At 61.4% G+C, this 24,427-nt stretch carries 23 protein-coding genes; 16 read left to right on the top strand and 7 right to left on the bottom strand.

Annotation, left to right across the window (positions count from 1 at the left end):
- Positions 1 to 3: 3 nt before the first annotated feature.
- Complete coding sequence (pdxH, locus tag ATY29_RS01425) at positions 4 to 624, bottom strand: pyridoxamine 5'-phosphate oxidase (RefSeq protein WP_003569876.1); 621 nt, start codon at positions 622 to 624, stop codon at positions 4 to 6.
- Between the two features lie 65 nt (positions 625 to 689).
- Between pdxH and ATY29_RS01430 the strand changes: the two genes are divergently transcribed.
- The 4 genes from ATY29_RS01430 to ATY29_RS01445 all read left to right on the top strand — a co-directional run bounded on the left by ATY29_RS01430 (position 690) and on the right by ATY29_RS01445 (position 4,205).
- On the top strand, positions 690 to 1,148 hold the full coding sequence (locus ATY29_RS01430; RefSeq protein ID WP_097534746.1) for an RT0821/Lpp0805 family surface protein: 459 nt from the start codon (positions 690 to 692) through the stop codon (positions 1,146 to 1,148).
- 322 nt (positions 1,149 to 1,470) lie between these two features.
- Positions 1,471 to 2,652, top strand: a complete 1,182-nt coding sequence (locus tag ATY29_RS01435; protein WP_097534748.1) for a DnaJ C-terminal domain-containing protein — start codon at positions 1,471 to 1,473, stop codon at positions 2,650 to 2,652.
- Positions 2,653 to 2,774: 122 nt separating this feature from the next.
- On the top strand, positions 2,775 to 3,593 hold the full coding sequence (gene fabI, locus ATY29_RS01440) for an enoyl-ACP reductase FabI (RefSeq protein WP_003569881.1): 819 nt from the start codon (positions 2,775 to 2,777) through the stop codon (positions 3,591 to 3,593).
- A 21-nt stretch (positions 3,594 to 3,614) separates the two neighbouring features.
- Positions 3,615 to 4,205 (top strand): histidine phosphatase family protein, encoded by a 591-nt coding sequence (locus ATY29_RS01445; RefSeq protein ID WP_025415494.1) that lies wholly within the window; start codon positions 3,615 to 3,617, stop codon positions 4,203 to 4,205.
- Positions 4,206 to 4,464: 259 nt separating this feature from the next.
- On the opposite strand, the gene ATY29_RS01450 is transcribed toward ATY29_RS01445, so the two are convergent.
- The gene (locus ATY29_RS01450; protein WP_003569889.1) at positions 4,465 to 4,725 is read right to left on the bottom strand and encodes a DUF1344 domain-containing protein; all 261 of its coding nucleotides are present in this window, start codon (positions 4,723 to 4,725) and stop codon (positions 4,465 to 4,467) included.
- Positions 4,726 to 4,966: 241 nt separating this feature from the next.
- Between ATY29_RS01450 and ATY29_RS01455 the strand changes: the two genes are divergently transcribed.
- From ATY29_RS01455 to ribB, 3 genes are all read left to right on the top strand, one after another.
- Positions 4,967 to 8,137 (top strand): bifunctional diguanylate cyclase/phosphodiesterase, encoded by a 3,171-nt coding sequence (locus ATY29_RS01455; protein WP_097534750.1) that lies wholly within the window; start codon positions 4,967 to 4,969, stop codon positions 8,135 to 8,137.
- A 153-nt stretch (positions 8,138 to 8,290) separates the two neighbouring features.
- Positions 8,291 to 9,388 (top strand): chorismate synthase, encoded by a 1,098-nt coding sequence (gene aroC / locus ATY29_RS01460; RefSeq protein WP_097534752.1) that lies wholly within the window; start codon positions 8,291 to 8,293, stop codon positions 9,386 to 9,388.
- Positions 9,389 to 9,397: 9 nt separating this feature from the next.
- On the top strand, positions 9,398 to 10,501 hold the full coding sequence (gene ribB, locus ATY29_RS01465) for a 3,4-dihydroxy-2-butanone-4-phosphate synthase (RefSeq protein ID WP_097534754.1): 1,104 nt from the start codon (positions 9,398 to 9,400) through the stop codon (positions 10,499 to 10,501).
- A gap of 32 nt (positions 10,502 to 10,533) precedes the next feature.
- Here the strand turns inward: ribB and ATY29_RS01470 are convergent, their stop codons facing one another.
- A complete protein-coding gene (locus ATY29_RS01470; RefSeq protein ID WP_003569894.1) occupies positions 10,534 to 11,724 on the bottom strand; it encodes a winged helix-turn-helix domain-containing protein in 1,191 nt (396 codons plus the stop codon).
- 331 nt (positions 11,725 to 12,055) lie between these two features.
- Between ATY29_RS01470 and ATY29_RS01480 the strand changes: the two genes are divergently transcribed.
- Genes ATY29_RS01480 through ATY29_RS01490 form a run of 3 tightly spaced genes read left to right on the top strand, consistent with a single transcriptional unit; the run spans position 12,056 to position 13,926 of the window.
- Positions 12,056 to 12,730 (top strand): energy-coupling factor ABC transporter ATP-binding protein, encoded by a 675-nt coding sequence (locus ATY29_RS01480; protein WP_003569895.1) that lies wholly within the window; start codon positions 12,056 to 12,058, stop codon positions 12,728 to 12,730.
- The gene (locus ATY29_RS01485) at positions 12,730 to 13,338 is read left to right on the top strand and encodes an energy-coupling factor transporter transmembrane component T family protein (RefSeq protein WP_097534756.1); all 609 of its coding nucleotides are present in this window, start codon (positions 12,730 to 12,732) and stop codon (positions 13,336 to 13,338) included. Before ATY29_RS01480 ends, ATY29_RS01485 begins: the two co-directional genes overlap by 1 nt.
- Before the next feature lie 24 nt (positions 13,339 to 13,362).
- Positions 13,363 to 13,926, top strand: coding sequence for a biotin transporter BioY (locus tag ATY29_RS01490; RefSeq protein WP_097534758.1), 564 nt, complete (start codon positions 13,363 to 13,365; stop codon positions 13,924 to 13,926).
- Positions 13,927 to 14,522: 596 nt separating this feature from the next.
- Here the strand turns inward: ATY29_RS01490 and ATY29_RS01495 are convergent.
- Both ATY29_RS01495 and ATY29_RS01500 read right to left on the bottom strand, forming a co-directional pair.
- Positions 14,523 to 16,082 carry a methionine--tRNA ligase gene (locus ATY29_RS01495; protein WP_097534762.1) on the bottom strand — a complete coding sequence of 520 codons (1,560 nt, stop codon included), beginning with the start codon at positions 16,080 to 16,082 and terminating at the stop codon, positions 14,523 to 14,525.
- 201 nt (positions 16,083 to 16,283) lie between these two features.
- Positions 16,284 to 17,171 carry a LysR substrate-binding domain-containing protein gene (locus ATY29_RS01500; RefSeq protein WP_097534764.1) on the bottom strand — a complete coding sequence of 296 codons (888 nt, stop codon included), beginning with the start codon at positions 17,169 to 17,171 and terminating at the stop codon, positions 16,284 to 16,286.
- A 180-nt stretch (positions 17,172 to 17,351) separates the two neighbouring features.
- On the opposite strand from ATY29_RS01500, the gene ATY29_RS01505 reads away from it, so the two are divergent.
- Together ATY29_RS01505 and ATY29_RS01510 are read left to right on the top strand one after the other, a co-directional pair.
- Positions 17,352 to 17,738: an ectoine synthase gene (locus ATY29_RS01505; protein WP_003569901.1), complete on the top strand. Its 387-nt coding sequence runs from the start codon at positions 17,352 to 17,354 to the stop codon at positions 17,736 to 17,738.
- A 126-nt stretch (positions 17,739 to 17,864) separates the two neighbouring features.
- Positions 17,865 to 18,473, top strand: a complete 609-nt coding sequence (locus tag ATY29_RS01510) for a 2'-5' RNA ligase family protein (protein WP_003569902.1) — start codon at positions 17,865 to 17,867, stop codon at positions 18,471 to 18,473.
- A 9-nt stretch (positions 18,474 to 18,482) separates the two neighbouring features.
- Here ATY29_RS01510 and ATY29_RS01515 read toward each other — a convergent pair whose 3' ends face one another.
- Complete coding sequence (locus ATY29_RS01515) at positions 18,483 to 18,884, bottom strand: hotdog family protein (protein ID WP_003569903.1); 402 nt, start codon at positions 18,882 to 18,884, stop codon at positions 18,483 to 18,485.
- Between the two features lie 189 nt (positions 18,885 to 19,073).
- Here ATY29_RS01515 and ATY29_RS01520 point away from each other — a divergent pair, with 189 nt between their 5' ends.
- The 4 genes from ATY29_RS01520 (at position 19,074) to ATY29_RS01535 (ending at position 22,199) form a co-directional block, all read left to right on the top strand.
- Positions 19,074 to 20,009: a histone deacetylase family protein gene (locus tag ATY29_RS01520; protein ID WP_097534766.1), complete on the top strand. Its 936-nt coding sequence runs from the start codon at positions 19,074 to 19,076 to the stop codon at positions 20,007 to 20,009.
- Positions 20,010 to 20,011: 2 nt separating this feature from the next.
- Entirely contained in the window at positions 20,012 to 20,263 is a 252-nt protein-coding gene (locus ATY29_RS01525) for an exodeoxyribonuclease VII small subunit (protein ID WP_003545921.1), read from the top strand.
- Between the two features lie 89 nt (positions 20,264 to 20,352).
- On the top strand, positions 20,353 to 21,120 hold the full coding sequence (locus ATY29_RS01530) for an SDR family NAD(P)-dependent oxidoreductase (RefSeq protein ID WP_003569907.1): 768 nt from the start codon (positions 20,353 to 20,355) through the stop codon (positions 21,118 to 21,120).
- A 155-nt stretch (positions 21,121 to 21,275) separates the two neighbouring features.
- Positions 21,276 to 22,199, top strand: a complete 924-nt coding sequence (locus ATY29_RS01535) for a pirin family protein (protein WP_003569909.1) — start codon at positions 21,276 to 21,278, stop codon at positions 22,197 to 22,199.
- Positions 22,200 to 22,220: 21 nt separating this feature from the next.
- On the opposite strand, the gene ATY29_RS01540 is transcribed toward ATY29_RS01535, so the two are convergent.
- Positions 22,221 to 24,197: a phospholipase D-like domain-containing protein gene (locus ATY29_RS01540; RefSeq protein ID WP_097534940.1), complete on the bottom strand. Its 1,977-nt coding sequence runs from the start codon at positions 24,195 to 24,197 to the stop codon at positions 22,221 to 22,223.
- Between the last annotated feature and the right edge of the window lie 230 nt (positions 24,198 to 24,427).

Below are 24,427 nucleotides of genomic sequence, written 5' to 3' on the forward strand. Positions count from 1 at the left end.
AGCTTACGGATACATCCTGACCCTGTCCCATTTGCCTTCCGGTAACGGCCGGCGAAATTCGATGCGGTCATGCAGGCGGAAGTTCTGGTCCTTCCAGAATTCGATCGAGGTCGGCCGGATGCGGAAGCCCGACCAATGGGCGGGACGCGGAATTTCGCCGATGGCATAACGGGCGGTATATTCGGCCACGGCCTTTTCAAGCGCGAAACGGCTTTCAAGCGGGCGGGATTGTTTCGACGCCCAGGCGCCGATGCGGCTACCGCGCGCCCGCGTCTTGAAATAGGCGTCCGCTTCGGCGTCGGTGACGATCTCGACCGGGCCGCGCAGCCTTACCTGACGGCGCAGGCTTTTCCAGTGAAAGCACATGGCGGCCTTTTTCTGGCCCAGAATTTCACGGCCTTTCTGGCTCTCGAAATTGGTGTAAAAGACGAAACCGTCGTCATCGAATCCCTTCAGGAGAACCATGCGGACATTGGGAAGACCATCCTCATCGACCGTTGCCAGCGCCACGGCGTTCGGGTCGTTGGGCTCGGAGGCCTCCGCTTCTCCAAGCCATTCGGCAAAGAGCTTGAAGGGTTCGCCACTTTCGGTAAAGTCACCGCTTGTTAACTCGTTTGCCGACATATTGGTTCAAATGCCCCGGATTTTTCAAAACTCGCCCAGCTTTTGGTAACTGGACAGGACGCAGGGTGGAAGTCATAGCAAAGTCATATCGCCATACAAAGGGCCTGCGGCGACGCAGCAGCACGTTCTTCGTCATCGGCGCTGCAATGCTTTCGCTTTCCGGCTGCGTGGCAGGCGGTATGGATTTCTTGAGCGAAGCCAAGGTCGACCGGTCGGTGGCGACCGGCACCGTGCCGCAGACGCCGCCGAGCACCGATACGCTGTCGGACGAGATGACCGTGCGCAACGCCGTGACCTCGGCCGACGTGCAAAGGCTCGAGGGTCAACCGCTTCCCTGGGCGAATGCATCGACGGGCAGCGCCGGCGTCATCGATACGATCGTCGAGAACAACGAATCAGGCCAGGTGTGCCGGCAGTTCCGCACGACCCGCCATTCCTATGTCGGCATCGCCAAATTCTACGGGAAGACCTGCTTGGTCGGCGGCGGCAACTGGCAGCTGTTGAGCTTTCAGCCGGAGAGCTGATCCGGCGGGTAAGCGAAGCCCTCCCAGGCACAATCCAAAATGTTGCGTTCCCGCGTGCGCGCCCCGAAAAGATGCGCGACGCCCTCCCAAACAGTTAATGCGCGACCGCTTTCTGCCGGATGCTTAGCGAAGAGCTAACCATTCGCCGCGAAACACCCCACATCTCTCCACAGAAATAACAAGTGATTAGCAACTCCGCCGCAGGATCGGCGTTGAAAGTGGCTCTTCCTGCCTTTGTGGCGGGTGGCGCCGCACAAGTTTTATTGGACGGGGATGCCGGGCAAGGACGTGGCTTCCCGCATCGCAACACCGGCGGTTTGACATGCGCGATCCTTATAAAATTCTGGGCGTCAACCGCGACGCGGCAGCAGACGAGATCAAGGCGGCTTGGCGCAATATGGCCAAGGCAGCCCATCCCGACCATAATCAAAGCGATCCGACGGCGACGGCCCGGTTCGCCGAGATCGGCCGCGCCTATGAAACGCTGAAGGATCCGCGCAAACGCAGCCTGTTCGACAATGCCGTGCGGATGGCGGAAGCCAAGAAGCAGGAACAGACGATCATGCAGCAGCGCCAGGCAGCGCGTGAGGCCGCCGTGCGCGCCAAGGCGGCGCAGGCCAATGCCGAGCGCGTGATGGAGGAGCTTGCGCGCGCCGCCCAGAAGGCGGCAGCCGACGGCTCCAGGCAGGCAGGATCGGCCGAGCCGGCCGAGGAAATGGTCGAGCGTATTTTCGGCGCCCAGGCGCGCGCTGCCGGCGGCGGCCAGGCGCAGGGTCGCACCCAGCAGGCGCAATATCAGCAGGCCCAGAACCAGCAAGCACAAAACCAGCAAGCGGGCGAGACCGGCAGGCGCGCGGATGGCGATGCCACTGAAGCCGCGGGCGACGAGGACGCCGGGGAGACGGCAGCCAATGCCGGCGCCAATCTTCCGCTGCCGCTCAGCATCCTCACATCCCTGGTGCGCCGTTTCACCGGCGCCAAGGATACGGGCCTCGAAAAAGCACCCGATGAGGTGACGACGGCGACAGTGACGATCGACGACGTGCTGAAGAGCAGCTGGATCACCGCGTCGCTGCCGGAAGGCCGCGAGATCGGCTTCGCATTGCCGGCAGGCACGAGGGATGGCGACGAAATCAGGCTCAAGGGCCAGGGCTTCAAGCTGCCGGGCATGCAGCGCGGCGATGCCGTCATCGCCATTCGCATTGCGCCCGATCCGCGCTTCACGGTCGATGGTTTCGATCTGCATGCTGTGCTGCCGCTCAGCATCGAAAATGCCGTGCTCGGCACCGAGGCGCGCATCGAGGGGCCGAGCGGGCCGCTCGACATTACCATCCCCGCCTGGTCGGGCTCGGACAAGACGATCAAAATCCCCGGCCAGGGATTGCCCCGCGAAGAGGGCGGCAGAGGCGATCTCGTCGTCGAATTGCGCATTATCCTGTGGGAAAAACCCGACGACAAGGTCACCGATCTCATGCGGAGCATGCGCGAAGGCCTGTTCCTGTGAAATATTTATGACTTTCGCACCCTTTGTTACGATACCTAACAGTTGATGATCCAGGCCAAGCTTGAACCGATTAGCGGCCTATGCCATAGGCAGGATCGATCAGAATTCCTAGGGAGCGAAATATGGCTCAAGCATCCGGCCTCATGGCAGGCAAACGCGGCGTCATCATGGGTGTCGCCAACAATCGTTCGATTGCGTGGGGTATTGCCAAGGCCATTCATGCGCAGGGCGGAGAAGTCGCGCTCACCTATCAGGGCGATGCGCTGAAGAAGCGCGTCGAGCCGCTCGCCGCCGAAATCGACGCGACGCTCGTCGGCCATTGTGACGTTGCCGACGAAGAAACCATCGACGCCGTTTTCGAAAACGTCGAGAAGCTCTGGGGCAAGATCGATTTCCTGGTGCATGCGATCGGCTTCTCCGATAAGGACGAGCTGACCGGCCGTTACGTCGACACCTCGGCCGACAACTTCGCCAAGACGATGCAAATCTCCGTCTATTCCTTCACCTCGGTCGCACGCCGCGCCGAGAAGCTGATGACGGATGGCGGCGCCATGCTCACGCTGACCTATTACGGCGCCGAAAAGGTGATGCCGAACTATAATGTTATGGGTGTCGCCAAGGCGGCACTCGAGGCGAGCGTCAAATATCTGGCCGTCGACCTCGGACCGCAGAACATTCGCGTCAACGCCGTCTCGGCCGGCCCGATCAAGACGCTTGCCGCCTCCGGCATCGGCGATTTCCGCTATATTCTGAAGTGGAACGAATATAACGCGCCGCTGCGCCGTACCGTCACCATCGAGGAAGTCGGCGATGTCGGCCTCTATCTGCTGTCGGACCTGTCGCGCTCCGTCACCGGCGAAGTGCACCATGCCGACAGCGGCTATCATGTCATCGGAATGAAGGCGGTCGACGCCCCCGACATTTCGGTCGTCAAGGACTGAAGCATTCCCGGAGCCTAGACCGTGCTTATCTACGTGATCAGACACGGTCAGACCGACTGGAATGCCGAGCGTCGCCTGCAGGGCCAGAAGGACATTCCGATGAATGCCACGGGCCTGGAGCAGGCCCGCCAGAACGGGCTGGCGCTCGGCGAAATTCTCGGCGACACAGTCGATGAATTCGATTTCGTCGCAAGCCCGCTGCAGCGCACGCGCGCGACCATGGAAATCGTCCGCGCCGCCATGGGCTTGCCGCCGCTTGCCTATCGCACCGATCGCAGGCTGGTCGAGATATCCTTCGGCGACTGGGAGGGCTCGACGCTCAAGGAGCTGAAGGCGACGCAGCGCGAGCGGGTGGCGGAGCGCAACGCCGCGAAATGGGATTTCATTCCGCCCGGCGATGACGCGGAAAGCTACGAGATCCTCTCCTGGCGCACCGGCTCTTGGCTGAACTCCGTCGACCGTCCGACGGTCTGCGTCACGCATGGCGGCGTCATCCGCACGCTTTTCCAGACGATTTCCGACTTGCCGAAGATCAGCGCTGCGGAAGGCGCAATCCCGCAGGACCGGATCGCCAGGATCGACACCGCTGAGCGGACGATCGTCTGGCTGTAGAGATTGCGAATTCGTACCATCGCCTGGCGGCACGTTAGCAGCTCAAGGCAAAATCGGGACATCCTGTCTGCCCCTCATCCGCCTGCCGGCACCGACCGCGGTCGAGCCACGGGTCTCGACCCCGGGAGAAGCGACAAGCCGCCAACCTCTCCGTTCCCCCACCGAGCTCTCGTGGGGCACGTCCCCTCGCCCCGTTTTTGCGGGGAGTGGGTTAGGGTAAGGGGCAGCCTTTGGGCACAAACCTCATTCTTAAAGTTGCCTACTTGACGATATCGAGATCGTTGATGACGCGCTTGCCGTCGACCTCGGTATAGAAGACGATGACCTTCACGCCGGCTTCGAGGCCGTCGAAATTGAACTCCTCGGGCGCCTGATAGGTTTTACCGTCATCGAGCGTCAACACCAGATTGGCGGTGTCGACTTTCTTAATCGTCGCCTCGACATCGGCGCTCTCGGCAAAACCGCTCATCGGGGACAGAAAACTTGCTGTTGCCAAAAGCGTGGCGACGACGAAACGCATGGCGACAATCCTTTTGAAACGCTGCACGAGAACATGACTGGTCACAGATAGCCTCCTGAATATGGCGAAAATTGCCCGGAAGAATGGCTTTTCCCGCCCAATTGATGAATAGGATTTTAAATATAATCAAGACACGGTGTTAACCGCTGTTTTTCCCTTTCCATGATTTTTGGCATCGCCTGCGGGCAATCGTAAATTAACCCCCGCCCCCTACAGTCGCCCAGAAGATGGGAGTTTCATTTTGCTATCCAGGCTGAGCGACAACAAGCAGTTGCGGCGCGTGTTGAAGAATACCCGCGTCTCTTTTCTGGTTTCTTCGCTTGTCGCCCTTGTCGTCATCATGGTCGGCTTCGGCCTCGACCGGGCCAATACTCAATCTTATGTGCGCGAACTGCATATCCGCACCGAAAGCGAGGCGAATCTCATCCGCGCCCGGGTCATGGCTGAGATCAATATGGACCTCAGCATGGTCCGCGACCTTGCCAATCTGATCTCCGTCAGCGCCGCAAACGGAGAGGAGATGGAGCGGCAGATCAACTGGCTGCTGATCCAGAATCCGTCCTTCATTCACATCGCGGTCGCACCGGATTTCATTATCGACAACGTCTATCCCAGGCTACCCGGCAATGAGCAGATCGGCCGCGACGTACGCGCAACGCTGTTTTCACGCCAGACAATGACGCCAGCGGCCGGCGATCAGTCGGCACGCTTCTATGGCCCGGTCAGCACCGACGGCCGGGACGGCTTTGCCATATTCTTCCCGGTTTTTGTCAAGGAGAACGGCCAGCGGCGGGTTTGGGGAGCGGTCGAACTGGTCATCGACCAGCAGATGTTCTACGAGGCGACCGGGCTGATGCCGGCGCGCGACCGCGAGAACCGGGAACGTTATCCGCATCTCGACCATCTTTCGATCGCCATCCGGGATATCGGCTCGCCGGCAAGGGCCGCGATGGCACCCTTCTTCGGATCGTCCGATATCGACGACAAGGAGCCGATGCGCCAGAAGATCGGCTTTGCCGGCGGCAAGTGGGAACTCTCGGTCGTTCCGAACAGCGGCTGGGACGCGATACCGGAAAACCGAACCGAGCTGCGCCTGATCGTCGCCGCCGCCGGCTGCATCATCATCATCCCGATTTTCTTCGCCACACTCCTGCTCGGCGAGCGCAATCGCAACATCACCGAGTTGGAGACACGCGAGGCGAAACTCAAGGAACTATCGCAGCGCCTCGATCTGGCGCTGGAGTCCTCGAATATCGGCATCTGGGAGCTGCAGGATCATACGAACAGCCTGTTTTGGGACGCGCGCGCCGCGGCCCTGCACGGCAAGCCGGCTCAGGAGGGAAGCCGGGCGCTCGACGAATGGCTGGCGGCGATCCTGCCCGAGGACCGCGATATCGCCGAAGTGCATTTCTTCAGCTGCAGCATCGCCGGGGCTGCCTGCACGGCGCAGTACCGCATCCTGCTTGCCGGCGGCGGCATCCGCCACCTGCGCTCGGTCGGCGCCTTCTATACCGATGCCGGCGGCGTCAGCAAGACGATCGGCATCGTCTGGGACGTGACCGCCGATGCGGAAACGACCGATACGCTGCGCAAGGCCAGGGATATGAGCGAGGTCAAGAATGCCGAGCTGGAGCTGGCGCTTGAAGAGCTTTCCAGCCGCGAGGGACAGCTCGCCGAGCTGTCGAGCCGGCTCGACCTGGCGCTCAATTCCTATCAATGCGGCATCTGGGAAGCGCGGCCCGACCGGGGCGGCTCGATCTGGAACGAGCGCATGCACGAGCTCTATGGGCTTACGCCGCGCAACGGCTTCATGACCGAGGAGACCTGGCTTGGCTGCATCCACCCCGAGGATCGGGCATTGGCGCTGGAAAGCGCGCGTTACTTCAAGAAGAACGGCGATACGCACACCCTCGTCTGCCGGGTGATCGGCAACGACGGCGCGGTGCGCTATGTGCGCTCGGTCGGCAAGGTCCACCAGACGGGGACCGGCGAGATGAAGATCATGGGCATCGCCTTCGATGCCACCGAAGACGTGCTGATGACGATCCGGCTGAAGGCGGCCAAGGACGAGGCGGTCGCCAAGAATATCGAGCTCGAGCTTGCCAAGAACAGGATCGAGCACAATTCGCTGCACGACCCGCTGACCGCACTCGCCAATCGCCGCAAGCTCGATATCGCGCTGGAAGAGCTGACGCATGACGGTCGCCGGCAGCGGCAGAAATTCTCGATCCTGCATATCGACCTCGACCGCTTCAAGGACATCAACGATACGCTTGGCCATGCCGCCGGCGATGCGATGCTGGTGCATGCCTCGAGGGTGCTCGCCAGGAATGTCCGCGGCAGCGATCTCGTCGCGCGCATCGGCGGCGACGAGTTCGTCATCCTCGCACTCGATGTCGGCGATAAGGAGATGGCCGAGCTTTCGACGCGGATCATCGAGGAGATGCGCCAGCCGATCGATTTTCAGGGTTTCTCCTGCCGCTGCGGCGTGTCGATCGGTGTGGCGCTTGCCAACGGCATTCATGTCGATGCGCGCAAGGTGCTGATCAATGCCGATATCGCACTCTACCGCGCCAAGAGCATGGGCCGCAACCGCTTCGAATTCTTCAATCACAATCTCCAGGCCGATATCATCAACACCAAGCGCACGGCTGACGAGATCCTCGCCGGCATCGACAATGGCGAATTCACCGCCTGGTACCAGCCGCAATTCTCAGCCCGGACGATGGAGCTGACCGGGGTCGAGGCGCTGGTACGCTGGAAGCACCCGTCCAAGGGGTGGCTCGCCCCCGACAAGTTCCTGCGCATCGCCGATGAGATCAATGTCGTGCAGATGCTCGACCGGATCGTGCTGGAAACGGCGCTGCGCGACAAGATGCGCTGGACGGCGCTGGGCATTGCCGTGCCGAAGGTCTCGGTCAATGTTTCGGCGCGGCGGCTGCATGACGGCAGCCTGCTGGAATCGCTTGCCGATCTGCATATCCGCCCCGGCGAACTCTCCTTCGAACTGGTGGAATCGATCTTCCTCGACGAGAGCGAGGACGTCGTCTCGCACAATCTCGAGCGCATCAAGGCGCTCGGCATCGATATCGAGATCGACGATTTCGGCACCGGCCATACCTCGATCGTCAGCCTGCTGAAGCTGAAACCGAAGCGGCTGAAGATCGATCGCCAGCTGGTGCAGCCGATCGTCGGCGCCTCGCAGGAGCGGGCGCTGGTCCGCTCTATCATCGAGATCGCCCGCTCGCTCGGTGTCGAGACCGTGGCCGAAGGCGTGGAAACGGCAGCTCATGCCGAACTGCTGCGCGATCTCGGCTGCGACATCCTGCAGGGCTACGCCTTCGCGCGGCCGCTCTCCTTCGACGATTTCACCAACGAGGCGACGGGACCCGGATGGCGGCTGGCATCCTGACCGCCTTCCTTTGATAGGAACGGAAACAGCATTTCCGCAGCTGCCGGTTTGGCGCAAAGAAAGGCTTTTGCCTCGACGGCTTTTTGGCCTATGAGTGTCGCGCCTTTTCAAGCAATGGCGCGATCGGCTTTGGCGCGCCACCCGTGGGAACACATGTCGCACAATACATTCGGTCACCTCTTCCGCGTAACCACCTGGGGCGAAAGCCATGGTCCGGCACTCGGCTGCGTCGTCGACGGCTGCCCTCCGGGGCTGCGCTTCAAGCTCGAGGAGCTGCAGGTCTGGCTCGACAAGCGCAAGCCCGGCCAATCCCGCTTCGTGACGCAGCGGCGCGAGGAGGATCTGGTCAAGGTGCTGTCCGGCGTCATGCTCGACGCCGACGGCGAGACGATGACATCAACCGGCACGCCGATCTCCATGCTGATCGAAAACACCGACCAGCGATCCAAGGATTACGGCGAGATCGCCCGGCAATACCGCCCCGGCCATGCCGACTATACCTATGACCTCAAATACGGCATTCGCGATTATCGCGGCGGTGGCCGTTCCTCGGCGCGCGAAACCGCAGCCAGGGTCGCGGCTGGCGGCATCGCCCGCCTTGTCGTGCCCGGCGTGACGGTGCGCGGCGCCTTGGTGCAGATCGGCAAGCACAAGATCGACCGGCGCAACTGGGATTGGGATCAGGTCGGCCAGAACCCGTTCTTCTCCCCCGATGCGGCAATCGTGCCGGTCTGGGAGGAATATCTCGACGGCATCCGCAAGACGGGCTCTTCGATCGGCGCAGTCGTCGAAGTAGTCGCCGAAGGTGTGCCGGCTGGCCTCGGCGCGCCGATCTATGCCAAGCTCGACCAGGATATCGCCTCGCTGCTGATGTCAATCAACGCCGTCAAGGGTGTGGAGATCGGCAATGGTTTTGCCGCTGCCGAAACCTCAGGTGAAGACAATGCCGATGAGATGCGCATGGGCAATGACGGCACGCCGATCTTCCTTTCCAACCATGCCGGCGGTATTCTCGGCGGTATTTCCACCGGGCAGCCGGTGGTGGCGCGTTTCGCCGTCAAGCCGACCTCCTCGATCCTGACCGAGCGCCAGTCGATCGATGCCGACGGCAAGAATGTCGATATCCGCACCAAGGGCCGGCACGACCCCTGCGTCGGTATCCGCGCCGTGCCAATCGGTGAGGCGATGGTCGCCTGCGCCATCGCCGATCATTATCTTCGCGACCGCGGCCAGACCGGCCGTCTGAAATAGGAGCGTCCCATGTCTTACGACCAGAAGCGCGTCGTCGACGCCATCCGGGCCTTCGAGGCCGGCGAGATCGTCGTCGTCATGGACGACAATGATCGCGAGAACGAGGGTGACCTGATCGTCGCCGCCGTGCACACGACGCCGGAAAAGATGGCCTTCATCGTGCGCCACACCTCGGGCATCGTCTGCGCGCCGATGCCGAGGGAAGAGGCCAAGCGCCTCAACCTCAACGCCATGGTGGCGGAAAACGATTCGGCCCATACGACGGCCTTCACTGTCTCGGTCGATTTCAAGCATGGCACGACGACCGGCATCTCGGCCGACGACCGGACGCTGACGGTGCGCAACCTCGCCAATCCGAATGTCGGCGCCGCCGATTTCGTCCGTCCCGGCCACATCTTTCCGCTGGTTTCTCGCGAAGGCGGCGTACTGATGCGCTCCGGTCATACGGAAGCCGCCGTCGACCTCTGCAAGCTTGCCGGCCTGCCGCCGATCGGCGTCATCTCCGAACTGGTCAACGATGACGGCACCGTCACGCGCGGCCCACAGGTCGTCGATTTCGCCGAACAGCACGGGCTGAAGCTGGTCTCCGTCGCCGATCTCATCGCCTATCGCCAGCGCAAGGAAACGCTGATCGAACATGGCGCGAGTTTCGACGTCGACACGCCGTTCGGCAAGGCCAAGGCCCACACCTATGCCCTGCCCTGGGACCCGATGCAGCATCTTGCCGTCGTCTTCGGCGACATCCGCGACGGCGTCGACATCCCGGTACGCTTGCATCCGGAGAATGTCGCCGAGGATCTCTTCGGCAAGAACAGCCCGGTCGATTTCTATATGCAGAAGATTGCCGAGCAAGGCCGCGGCGTCATCGTCTATCTGCGCGAGGGTTCCGTCGGCGTCGGCCACACCGACAATGGCCGCAAGGCCCGCAGCCAGGGCCGCGAAGCCCATGCCGAAGCACAGAGCCGCGACAGCGAATGGCTGGAAATCGGCCTCGGCGCTCAGATCCTCAAGGACCTCGGCGTCAGCTCGATCAAACTGCTGACCAGCCGCGAGCGCCATTATGTCGGCCTGGAAGGTTTTGGGATCAAGATCAGCAAGACGGAGATCTGCTGAGGGAGTTCGCGATAACCCGCAGAACTATTCGGCTACCCTCGCCAGCCCTCCAAAAGCACAACCTTCTCCACCCCCGCAAACCGCGCCACCCGGTCCAGTTCCGCCTCCAGCCGCTCTAGCCGCCCGGCCGAAGGCTTCACGCCCGGTTCCAGCCACAGCCGCTTGACGTCGAGCGTCGACTTCCTCCGATCCGCCTTCATGTCGATGCGGCCGATCAGCCTATCGCCTTCGAGTAGCGGGAAGACGTAATAGCCATATTCGCGCTTCGGCTCGGGCACGAAAATCTCGATGCGGTAGAAGAAGCCGAACAGGCGTTCGGTGCGGTTGCGGTCGCGGATCATCGGATCGAAGGGGCTGAGGACGCGGATGCGCGGCGGCGCGCCGGGGTAGTTGTCGAGCGTCGAGAGAAAATCGGCAAAGGCCCAGGAGGGGCGCGGTTTGGCCCCGAGCGCCGATTCGATCAGCACTTCGATAAGCTCGTCGCGATGGGCTGATACCCAGGCCTTGGCCTCATCGGGCGAGACGAGGTGCCAGAAGGCCGATATTTCGCCATGGGTGGCAAAGCCGAGGCGGGCGAGCGCACTGCGGCAGGCCCAGTCGACGAATTCCTCGCGGCTCACCTCCGGCTTACGGAACTCCTCCGGGATGACGCGCTCCGTCAGATCATAGATCTTCTGGAAATTCGAGCGGCCGGCGATGGCGAACTTGCCGGTGTGCCAGAAATATTCGAGCGCCGTCTTGTTCGGATGCCAGTTCCACCAGCCGCCGGAGACATGGCCGTCGGCCTTGATGTCGCGCGCCAGGATCGCGCCGTCGCGCTCGACGCGCTCATAGGTTTCCGCAAAAGCCGCCTCGAAACCTTCGCCGCGCCATTTGCGCCAGCGTTCGACGATCACCTTCTCCTGATGACGGAACTTGTGCTTCCAGTAGACGAAGAAGGCGCTCGGCAGAATGGAGGCGTCATGCGTCCAGTGCTCGAACAGCGCGCCGTCCTTTTCGAGCAGCGCCGTTAGGTGCTCGCGCCTGTAGGTCTGGTTGCGGGAAAACAGGATCTGATGATGGGCCCGCTCGACCGTCTGGATGCTGTCCACCTGGACGAAACCCAGCTCACGGATGAGCTGCAGCAGGCCCTCCTTGGTCAAGGCGCGGTTCGGCGGGGCGCTGAGACCCTGCTTGGCGAGGAAGACCCGGCGGGCGTCGGAATTGGAAAGCAGATTCGTCATGGCCACATCATAACGCGGAAAATCTTCCTAGCCACCCGATATCGCTATCGGCTGTCGACAGCGAGATTTGTGCTTTCATCAATCCGATGTCCCCGTATAGAAGCATTCCTGCAAGTTGACGCCAATGGCTGCCCCTCACCCTAACCCTCTCCCCGTAAAAACGGGGAGAGGGGATGTGCCTTGCGAGCGGCACGTGGAGTATGGAGAGGTCGCGGCATGGTCCCTTCGCCCCGCGAGCGGGGAGAAGGTGGCGGCAGCCGGATGAGGGGCTGGTCTCGCAGATCTGCCCATTGATGGCGCTTTCCAGCGTCGCCGGATACGAGGAAATAGCTTGGACATACAATTCGAAGGTGCCGGGGTCAGTTTCGGGATGCGGGTCACGCTGCAGCCGCTGACGCTCGGCATCAGTGGCAAACGCATCGGCGTCATCGGGCTGAACGGTTCGGGCAAGACCACTTTCGCCCGGCTGATCAACGGGCTGACCAAGCCGACCACCGGCCGCGTCACCGTCAATGGCCGCGATACGAGCGATGAGAAATCTGCAATGGCCGATGTCGGCTTCATCTTCCAATCGCCGCAGAACCAGATCATCCTGCCGATCGTCAAAGACGACATCGCTTTCGGGCTGAAGCGGCGCGGTTTCACCAAGGTGGAAATCGAGGCGAAGGTCGAGGGTGTGCTGGCCCGCTTCGGCGCCGAGGCGCTGGCCGATCGCCGGGCGCACGAGCTTTCCGGCGGCGAGTTGCAGGTGGCCGCCCTCTGCTCGGTGCTGGCGACAGGGCCCGGCATTCTCATCCTCGACGAGCCGACCAACCAGCTCGACCTGAAGAACCGGGCCCTGGTCGAAGGAATTATCGCCGGGCTTGACGAAAGCGCCATCGTCATCACCCACGATCTGGAGCTGATCTCCGATTTCGAGCGGGTGCTGTTGTTTCATGAAGGCCGGCTTGCCGCGGATGCGCCGGCGGCCGAAGCAATCGCCCGCTACCGGGAGATCGCTGCGTGATGCAATCGCTCTATGTCGAAGGCAACAGCGTGATGCACCGGATTTCACCGCGGCTAAAGCTGTTGTCGCTTGCGGCCTTCAGCATCGCGCTGTTCGTCACCGGCAATCTCGTCCTGCTTTCGATCGCCGCGCTGCTGGCTGCCATCGTCTACCGCATGGTCGGCCTGCCGCTTCGTGATGGGCTCAGGCGGCTGCGGCCGATCTCCCTGACGATCGCCGTCGTCGCGCTCTTCAACCTGATTTTCCATCCCTGGCAAGAGGCTCTCGTACCGCTACTGCGGCTGACGGCGCTGATGCTTTTTGCCGCCACCCTGACGGCGACGACCTCGATCACCGCCTTCATCGACGAGGTGACGGCGCTTGCCCGGCCGCTCGAACGCACCGGTTGGGTTCAGGCCGACGACATCGGCCTGGCGCTTGGGCTGGTGCTGCGCTTCGTGCCGGAAATCGTCGGCCGTTACCAGGCGATCCGCGAGGCGCATATCGCTCGCGGGCTGAAAATCCGGCCGACGACACTACTTGCGCCGCTGATCATCCTGACGCTCAAGGATGCGGATAATATCGCCGCGGCGATTGACGCGCGCGGCATTCGGCGGCATGGAAGTTAACGATTGATAAACACGGAAGTCATGATGAGCACCCGCGATCTCGTTCTTACTGCCCTCTTTGCCGCAATCATCGTGGCGCTCGGCCTGCTGCCACCGATTTTCCTCGGCTTCATTCCGGTGCCGATCACCGCGCAATCGCTCGGCGTCATGATGGCCGGCGTCGTGCTTGGCGCGCGCCGCGGCGCGATTGCCGTGCTGATCGTGCTGCTGCTGGTCGCCATCGGCCTGCCGGTGCTGTCGGGCGGCCGCGGCGGGCTTGCCATCTTTGCGTCGCCAACGGCCGGCTTCCTGATCGGCTGGATCTTTGCCGCCTTCGTCACCGGCTACCTCAGCGAGCGGCTGGTCAACGACCAGCAATCCGCCCTCGTGCAGACGGTGAGCTTCTTCCTCACCGCCATGGCCGGCGGCATCGTCGTGCTCTATGCCTTCGGCATCACCTATCTCGCAACCGTCGCCGGTCTCGGCTTCACCAGGGCCTTTGTCGGCTCGATGGCCTTCATTCCAGGCGACGTGATCAAGGCTTTCGTCGCCGCCCTTCTTGGCCGCGCCGTCATGGTCGGCTATCCCCTGCTGCCGGTGCGCGCGTAACCATAAGTCCGGCCTGCCGGAAAAGATATCGCAATGGCCGCCTCGGGCTCGAAGGCGGCCATTATGCGTTGACGCCGATCGCCTCCCAATCTCCGTCGCCGCAGCTCGTGAGCCTCAAGTCCACGGTCCGTCGGCGATTCTATGCCGTCTCGGCATGGCCTGGAATCCGGGCAACAAAAAACCGCCTTGAGGCGGTCGGGCATTCTATCGATTTCAGGCTATCTAATCTCCACCACCTCCGTCTCCACCACCTCCGTCTCCACCCCCGCCGTCACAGCCGCCACCGTGGCCACCGTCGCAGCCGCCATGGGAGGTGTCGAACCCAACTCCACCGCCGTCGCCAGAGCTGCCCGACTTGTGCTTGCTGCCCATGATCATCAGGGCACAAAACAGGATGAAGCATGCGAAGAGCACACCATCCGAGAAAAATGTATCCAATCAATATCCTTTCGTTTTGTTTCAGGAAATCTTGTTTCCTGATTAAAATAGTAGATTATTATCGCGATACCGGCAATGGCCCCAATATGAAACTTTCATGACACTCTTCTGCGCTGCCGGCCTACAGCGCAGAATATTTTCTCTCGGGCCGCTTACGCTCAGGCAACCGCTCTTTGCGGAAAGAGCACGGCTTGCGGGGCGGCTTTGACCCCGCTCACGATCAGCTGATCCCGATAGAGGCGAGGAGACGCTATTCCCAGCCTGGAATGCAGCGTTGCGGCCGCGGCCGGCAGGAATGGGAGGAGGCAGCGAGCAATGATCGCAAGGCCGTAGACCTGCTCGGCCAGGCCAGCACCAAGACGTTCGAAGGTCGCCTGGCGATCCTCCGGAACGGGATCGCCAAGCAGCGCTTTCGCATCCACCCATGGTGCGCATTTTGTAAACCGCCGGTTCGCCTCGCCGATAAACTCGAAAATGTCGGCGAGGCCGACATGGAGCTCGTAGGCATCGAACGCCGCCGATACCTTCCCCGGAAGGCGGTGAGCCTGCTGCACGAACTCGGTATCCGGCACCGGCGGTATGATGCCGGCGAACGACTGATCTAGAAGGGCAAGCACCCGATTGGCGAGATTGCCGAGCTGGCCCGCGAGCTCGCCCGACCATGCGGCTTCCAGACGCTCGGCCGAGAAATCGCCATCGTCTCCCGAGCGGATATGCCGGAGCAGATAATAGCGCAGCGCGTCCGGCGTTCCGTAGGCGTCGATGATGCCTTCCGGATCGATGCCGTTGCCGGCCGACTTGCCGATCTTCCTGCCGTCGACCGTGACGTAACCGTGCACGAGAAGCAATGATGGCGGTGGCAGGCCGGCCGACAGCAGGATGGCCGGCCAGTAGATGGCGTGGAATTTGGAGATGCCCTTGCCGACGACGTGGATGCGTTCTGCGCCGTTCCAATAGCGCTGAACCAGCGCTTCGTCGGACCCGTGCCCCAGGCCTGTGAGATAGTTCGCCAGGGCATCGAACCAGACATAGACGACTTCACCAGCATCGGGGCCATCTCCCTCGGGAACCGGAACGCCCCAGCCTCGCGCCCGTTCGGCGCTGCGCGACACGCTGATGTCGGTGAGGCCCCGCCGCAGCAAGGAAAGGATTTCATTGCGCCGATGGGCGGGAACGATGCGAAATTCACCAGTCTCGACGAGTTCGAGCAGCCGGCCGCCATATCGGGAGAGACGGAAGAACCAGTTCTCCTCTCGGACGATCTCGAGAGCGACCCCATGTTCGGGGCAGCGCCCGTCATCGAATTCCGACGGTTCGTAGAATTGCTCGCAGCCGACGCAGTAGAGGCCCTCATAGGCTCGGCGATAGAGGTCGCCGTTTTCAGCGCAAGCCCGCCACAAGGCGTGGACGCAGGCGACATGCCTTGGATCGCGAGAGGTGCGGACGAATTCCTGGTTGGAGAGATCGAGCCGGCCGCCCAGAGCCTCGAACCTGTCGGCATTGGCATTGACGAAGGCCCTCACCTGCAGTCCCGCGGCTTCCGCCGCCCTGACATTCTTCAGGCTGTTGTCGTCGGTTCCACACTGAAACCTGACGTCGTGACCGAGAAGCCTGAAATGGCGGGCATAGGCATCGGCCTGGACGAGTTCGAGGGCGAAGCCCACATGCGGCGCGGCATTGACATAGGGGATCGAGGTGGTGACGTAGATCTTGTTCATCGGCGTTTCCTTTCGAAGGCTATTGTTGCCCGCGAGACGGATCGACCCATAAAAAAGACCGCCTCGAAGGCGGTCGCTGGTGCATCTGGACGCACGAAACCCGCCACGCTATGAGCGCGGCATCATCATCACGAAAGTGCTGATCAGGGTGTTGTCCATATCATTTTTCTAGCATGAAGGGCACTTTCGAACAAGCGCGCTTCAATGATCGGCGGCATCCGATCGGCATTCCTTCGTAAACCACTCCGTAAAACGACGCACCGGCTTTTTCGCCCAGGAACTGGTGATCAGGTAATATCCCTGGGTCTCCGCCGTCGAGATATCCGAAAGCACGACGAGGTCGCCACGATCGATCTCTCGCCGAAACACTTCGACCGGGCATAATGCGACCCCATGTCCGGCTATCACCGCCGTGGCAAGCATATTGAAGTCCTGAAATATCGGCCCGCGAACCGGCTCCGGCGCCTTTACGTCAGTTTTTCGGAACCATTCTTTCCAGCCGTCCACGGATTCGTCGTGCAGCAGGTCGGCGGCTGCAAAGGACACGCTGTCGACAGTCCAGTTCCGTTTGGAAAGATAATGAACGCTGGCCACCGGCTGGTTGCGGCGGGAGAAAAGCAGCCGGCTCTCCCGTCCGCCCGACAGGTCTTCTCCCATGGTAATCAGAACATCCAGGCTTTCGTGATCGAATCGCTCTTCCGCTTTTGCATAGACGATCCTGACATCGAGATCGGGATTGCTCTCGCGGAAAGACGGCAGTGCGGGAACAAGCCAGCGCGACGCGATCGAAGGAATGCATCCGACAGTGATCGAACGCATATTGTGGTCTCGGCGCATATTGCCCGTTGCATGGGCGATGGCTGCCAGCGAGCCCGAGACGGCCAGATAATATTCGCTGCCCGCCGGGGTCAGCGCGACCCCGCGCCCGGATTTTTGCAGCAGCTTGCGTCCCAGCCACGCCTCCAGATGTTTGAGCTGATGACTGATCGCCGCGTGGGTCACATGCAGTTCGTCTCCAGCCTTTGACAGGCTCATCAGCCTGGCAGTCGCTTCGAAGGCCCTCAAGGCGTTCAGTGGCGGCAGTTGCATATGTTCGAATTCCTCACATGACCGGCACGTGCTTTGATCCGCTAGAAAAGAAGTTCCAATTTATACCTGTAACTTATTCTAACATTATTCTCAATTTTCATCATTTGAAGCAGGTGTGGATTCCAGTGCCTAATGGATCATGGATGATCGAAAACATCCCCGTCATTCCGGAGAAAGCACATGTTTGTGAGAAGTCTGAGAGAAGTGGAAGAGACCGAACGCTTCGTCGATTGGGGCAATGGCACAAGCCATCGCCTGCTGACGAATGATGACGGGATGGGATTCACCGTCTGCCACACGGTCGTTCGCGCCAACACGCAGGCATTGCTGCAGTACCGCAACCATCTGGAGGCCTGCTACTGCATCCAGGGAGAAGGCGAGGTAGAGGATATGGACGGCAATGTCTTTCCCATCCGCGTCGGCGACATCTACGTGCTCGATAAACATGACCGCCACTATTTGCGGGGCGGCAAGGACAAGGACCTCATTCTCGTCAGCGTCTTCAATCCACCACTGAAAGGCACGGAACGTCACGATCTGAACAACAGAAGCGGTTCCGAATACTGAGTCGAGCAACCGATCTCCGGCAGGCGTCTGCCATCCTTGGCGAACAGTTTGGCACTGTGATAGCAAGCATCGGAATTGCACGCTGTCGGTGCGGCGTGCCCACGTTTGGTGGAAGGGCCTGCTGCCGTGATCCGCACGAAGATCGACACGCTGTGGTTCAAGCGCTGTTGCGCATTTCACCTGCAGTTTCTTCCCGATCGCGAGGCGCTGTCAAAGCTCTGCGCCTTGCAAGATAGTGTCGAGCGAGACAGCGCCGCGGCCCTCGCACGCGTCCCGGCCACAAGCCTGCATATGACGGTCGTCAGTCTGGTCAAGGCCGCGGCCCAATTCAGCATAGCGAACGAGGAGGTCTGGAAGCGGAACGGGGAAAGATGGATGGAAATCGTCGAGAGATTGATCGACGAGACCCCGCCGTTTGAACTTCATTTTCACGAGGTGGCGGCTTCGGAAGCTGCTGTCTTCGTAAAAGCCGAGGAGCCGGCGGCATTGCGCAGGCTTCGCTCCGCCATTTCACAGGCCATCTGCTTCGACGAGTGGCGTCCAATCCCGCCCCGCATAGCGCATATGACACTGTTCAGGTTTTTCGCCGAAGAGCCGGTGCCGGCGGTAAGCTTCGACGTGGGTTGTTTACCCATCAGAGTGCGGGCTGGATCCCTCACCCTGCTGGAAGAGCGGGTTTATCCAAACGTCGAGATCAATATACTCAGCCAACCGCTGCTGCGCGGCAAATCCTGATCACGGGCTCTAATCCAGAAAACCGTAAAGCCAGTCCCGGGTCTCCTCCGGCAAAGACACTGGCAGCTGATCCTCCCCCGCGCGGGCCTGCCAGATGATCTCCACCTCGGCGGCCCGCTCCTCGCCGGTGTCGATCGAGACGATGAAGCCGATGGAGCGAACACCGATCTTGTCGACGGCCGCAGTGAAGATGGCCGGCTCGTCGTAGTGCAGCGGGCGATGGAGAATGCAGGAAATCTTGGTGGCGCTGTATTTTGGTTCGTCCTCCACATCGGGCCGCGACGACCAGAAGCTCGCAATGACGGACTCGGCGTAGGAAATATAGGAGCCCAGAAACATCTGGCCGGTCATATCGACATCGCGAAACGGCACGTGTATTTCCGCCACCCCAGGGCGTTTCGACTGGTTCATCAACAACTCTGCCTACAAAATTCCCCGTCAACGACAGTAGCGACGGCGTTCGTTGAAGTAAACGCCGCAAATGACCGGAATTGCAATGCGGCGGACAGTCGGAAGGCGTGGCGACAGCGCTTGTTGAAATCATCAGCCGATGCCCCATCTGCTGTGGAACATGACATAAGTGACCGATAGAGTGTCTCCATGAGCACCCGTCTTTACGAACATCCGATCTTCCTGGAACATGTGACGCCCGCCGGCCATCCGGAGCGATCGGACAGGATCCGCGCCATTAACGTCGCGCTGGAACATCCGAATTTCGAGCGACTGGAGCGCCGGCAGGCGCCGCGGGCGAGCGAAGATTCGGTGCTGCTGGCGCATCCGGAGGAACATCTTGCCGCCGTGATGCGGGAGATTCCCGAGGAAGAGGATCGGATCAACCAGCTGGAAGCCGACACCTATGCCAGCGCCAGGAGCCTGCAGGCCGCATTGACCGGCATCGGCGGCGCGATGGCGGCGGTGGACGACGTCTTCTCCGGCGCCGCCGACAATGTTTTCGTCGCCGCCCGCCCGCCCGGGCACCATGCCGGGAAGATGACGGCGATGGGTTTCTGCTTCTTCAACAATGCGGCGATCGCCGCCCGCCATGCGCAGAAGAGACATGGCGCCGAGCGCGTCGCCATCATCGACTGGGACGTGCACCATGGCAACGGCACCCAGGATATTTTCTGGGACGATCCCTCGGTGCTGTTTTGCTCGACGCATCAGATGCCGCTCTATCCCGGCAGCGGCGCCAAAGACGAGCAGGGCAAACACAACACCATCGTCAATGCGCCGCTTTCGCCGAATGTCGGCAGCGACCATTTCCGCGAGGCATTCAAATCGCGCGTGTTGCCAGCCGTTGCCGATTTCCGGCCGGATCTCATCATCATCTCCGCCGGTTTCGATGCGCATCACCGCGACCCGCTGGCGCAGATCAACCTGACCGGCGAGGATTTCGACTGGGCGACCGGGCGCGTGCTCGAACTGGCCGACCGTCACGCCAAGAACCGGGTCGTCAGCCTGCTCGAAGGTGGTTATGATCTCGAAGGCCTCGCCGAATCGGCGGGCATGCATATTCTGCGAATGATGAAGGGTTGAGAATGACTGACAGCGCCAAGCCTGAAGTATCGGGCCTTTCCTTCGAAAAGGCGGTCGCCGAACTCGAAAGCATCGTCGCCCGGCTGGAACGCGGCGATGTGGCGCTGGATGAATCGATCGAGATCTATGAGCGCGGCGAAGCGCTGAAGAAACACTGCGAAACGCTGCTTTCGGCCGCCGAAAACCGCATCGAGAAAATAAGGCTCGACCGCGCCGGCAAGCCGCAGGGCGTCGAGCCGCTCGACGGAGCCTGAGGCGCAGCGAAACGCCTCTTCGAAGACGCTTGGCGTTCGGCTTGCGACCGATCTATGATCCCCTTCCAGAATGTTGAGGGGACAGACACATGACGGACAGATTGAAGGGCAAGGTCGCCATTATTTCGGGCGGCGCGACCGGCATGGGCGGTGCCGCCTCGAAGCTTTTTGCGGCGGAAGGCGCGCGTGTCGCGATCATCGACCGCAATGGCGAAGCAGCCGCCGAGACCGTCAAGCAGATCCGTGACGCCGGCGGCGAGGCCGACTCCTGGACGGCCGATGTCTCCGACGAAGCCGCCGTCAACACCGCCGTGGCGGGCGTCGAGGAACGCTACGGCGCGGTGACCGTGCTCTTCAACCATGCCGGCACCATCGTCATCAAACCCTTCCTCGAAACGACGCTTGAGGAATGGGACTGGCTGCATGCCGTCAATGTGCGCTCGATGTTCCTGATGACCAAGGCCGTGCTGCCGAAGATGATTGCCGCGGGCGGCGGATCGATCGTCTGCACCTCGTCGATCTCGGCGGTCGCCGCCACGCCGATGGAGGTACTTTACGACACGACCAAGGGTGCGGTGCATATGTTTGCCCGGGCGATTGCGGTCGAATTCCGCGACCGCAACATCCGCTGCAACGCCGTCTGTCCCGGCTTCATCCGCACGCCGCATGGCCTGCGCGAGGTGGCCGATCTGCAGGCGCTCGGCGTTGACGTTTCGGATGCCGCCATCGCCGCCCAGCAGGGGCGGATCGGCGAGCCCGAAGACGTCGCCCGGGCCGCGCTTTATCTCGCCAGCGACGAGTCCAACTTCGTCAACGGCGCCCACCTCTTCGTCGATAACGGCTTTACGGCAATCTGAGATTAGGCATGCGCAGCGGGTCCGATTGGACGCGCCGCACTCCAGGCACTATCTGTGGTCGATATCCTACCGCATAATGCAGCAATTCAAAGTGCTGCAGCGTCCTATGCGCGGCTCTCAGAGACGCGCGGCGCTGCAATGTTCGGAGATCAACCATGTCCTTTTTTCCCGGTAAAGATCCGCTCCCCGGCGATGCCTTCGCCTGTGATGCGATCGAGAATCTGATCATTCCGCGCAGCAGCGATATCGGCGGTTTCCAGGTGCGCCGCGCCCTGCCGACGCGGCAGCGGCGGCTCGTCGGGCCGTTCATCTTCTTCGATCGCATGGGACCGGCGATCCTCAAGCCCAACGAGGCGCTGGACGTGAAGCCGCATCCGCATATCGGCCTTTCCACCGTCACTTATCTCTTCGACGGCGAGATCCGCCATCGCGACAGCCTCGGCACCGAAAAGGTCATCCGTCCCGGCGATATCAACCTGATGACGGCGGGCCGCGGCATCGTGCATTCGGAGCGCACGCCGGATAATCTGCGCGGCCATCCGCTGCTGATGTCGGGGCTGCAGACCTGGCTGGCGCTACCCGACGACAAGGAGGAGATCGATCCCTCCTTCGCCCATACGGAAAAGACCGAGATGCCGCTGATCGAAACGCCAGGCGTGCGCGGGCGTGTGGTCATCGGCTCGTTCGAAGGCATGAGATCGCCCGTCGGGGTTTTCTCCGACACGCTCTATGTCGATCTCAGCCTGCAGTCGGGCACCAAGTTTCCCTTCGGCACAGCGCATGAAGAGCGCGCCGTCTACGTGCTCTCCGGTGAGGTCGTCATCGCAGGCGACCGTTTCGCCGCCGACCAGCTGCTGGTCTTCCGGCCGGGCGATCCGATCACGCTCGAAGCCGGCAGCGACGGCTGCCACCTGATGCTGTTCGGCGGCGCGGCGCTCAATTCGAAACGTTATATCTGGTGGAATTTCGTCTCCTCCTCGAAGGAGCGGATCGAAAAAGCCAAAGAGGAATGGCGCACCGGCCGCTTCGATATCGTTCCCGGCGACGAGGAGGAATTCGTGCCGCTGCCGGAAGGCTGACGGCAGCGGTGCCTTGCGGAATCAGCCTGCCGCGAAATAGCGCGTCAGCGCACCTTTCGTGCGGTTGACATAGCCGTCCTGCCAGCTGTCGTCGACGCTGAGAAAGCCGGACCAGCCCTTTTTGCCCTGTCGCTTCAATTCCGCCTCGACGGCGCGGAAGCGATAGTGATCATAGACATCGAGGATGTGGACGGCATAGGCCTCGGCGAGCGCGCGGTCGCCTTTGACGATCAGCATGTTTTCGTCATTGGCGTAAGAGGCCTTGAAGCCGAGATTGTGGCTGCCGAGGACGACGACGCAGTCATCCGACAGGGGGTCGATCACCAGCACCTTGTCGTGAATGATGGCGCCGACCTTCTTGGCCGTCAGTTCCTCAGCACCGAAATCCGCCAGCAGTTGTCGGTCATCGATGCGCGACGCCCGGACGATCGAGACATTCGCCTCGTCGAAGGTATGGGGCGAGATAGCCTCTTCATCATCGTCGGGATCGTCGCGGTCGTTGTCCTTGCCGGCGACATAATTGGGCATGGCTTGGGCGCTTGAAACGGCGCCGGTGACGATCAGCTTCTGATCCTTGAGGCCAATATCGATTGCCTCGCCGACGATGCAATCCCTGCCCGACTGGCCGGGATAAAAGGCGAGGAACAGCACGGCGTGCTCGGCCCGGCGCATCAGCCGGTAGACCTCTCGAAGATCGGGCGGCGTTGCCTTGCCCTTTCTACGGCTTTGCATGTTCGGAGAAAACCAGGCTTCGACCGACGCGCCGTTGCCGGTCGGGACAACAGACGGCGCCTCGTTCGAGCGTCGGAAATCCTTGCTCTGCTGGTTGTCGGGCATGCCGTCATCGAATTCGACAGGCGCTTCCAACGTCGCATTGTCGTCCAGCATCCGCTCCCAATAAGCGACATAGGCCGCGGCAACCTCATCGTTGCGAACGATCAACGCGTTGTTGGATTGGCCGGCAAGCCCCGTCGCGGTCCAGTTGGTGCTGCCGGTGAAAACGCTGCGCTCGGCGCCGCCAGGCGGGATGTGCACGACGAATTTGTTGTGGCCGATCTGGCTCGAATTGTTGAACATCCGGTGGTGAATGTCGACGCCGGCATCGATCAGCGCCTTACGGGCGTGGGCATTGCGCACATCCCAATCGTCGCCGACCTTTCCCGTATTGGCGAGGATGATGTGCAGCCTGTCCTTGTTGGCAAGCAGCAGGTCGAGCAGTTCCTTGTCCTCCAGCTCGTAAAGCGCGACAAGGAAGCGGCCGGGCGCATTGATGAATTCCCTGAGCATCGGAATGACATCGCCGGCAAGATATTTGCGGATGCCGTTTTCCGGATTGGAGATCATGTCGATCAGTTCGTTCGGCTGCTTCACCCCATCTTCCAGCAGGACGTTTCGCAGCCACTGCGCGGCGAGGATGCCATTGGTAAAGGTAGACTCGAACTGGCCACGCTTGCGCGTCACATGCACCGGATTGGAGGCGACCGCCGGGCCGAGATAACCGAGCGGCCGCGGCGGCCCCTCGTAGGCCTTGACTGCGATTTTCTCGAAGGTGCCGTTCTTCTTGATCGGCCTGCCGTCTTTGTCCCGCTTGTTGATCTCGACGAGCTGAGGCGTCGGATCGGGTGCGGCCTGCATGCCCGGCTTGAGATCGCCGAGCGGACGGATTTCGTAACGCACGCGAACCTCGTCCGGCCGCCGTTTCATTTCGTTGCGCCGCTTGCGTAGCGTCAGGTCGCGCCAGGACAATTTTTGCACCGGCCAGAGCGACGTCGTTTGCGGCAGCCAATGCGGATTGCGCTGTCCCTTGAAGGCGACCCAGGCGGCGCAAGTGACACGGTCCTCGCTGCCATTAAGTCTTTTCGAGACGTTTCCCTGCTCGTCGAGATAGACGCGGACGACTTCAAACCCAAGGCATCCATCGATCTTGTCGTCGATGTCCCAGGCCACATAGGCGACCTCGTTGTTGACATAGGCATGCGCTGCAATAATGGTTCCCATGACCTGATCCCCCATCCGGCGCGGCAACATTGCTACCATTCCGTGTCATATTCAAGTTTCTCACCGGCTCCTTCGCCCGTATGAGATCCCGGGCAAATCAGGCGAGTGCAACTTACAGAAATAGAAAGTGATATCGTCCGAAAGCGCTCACACTTTTTTCCGCCATGCTCTAAGGTGAAAACCTTCGGTTCCTGAAATGCACTTGTTTTGCCCCGATCTAATCGAATAAA

Origin of the sequence: Rhizobium hidalgonense, assembly GCF_002914525.1 — a bacterium.
Lineage (GTDB): Bacteria > Pseudomonadota > Alphaproteobacteria > Rhizobiales > Rhizobiaceae > Rhizobium > Rhizobium hidalgonense.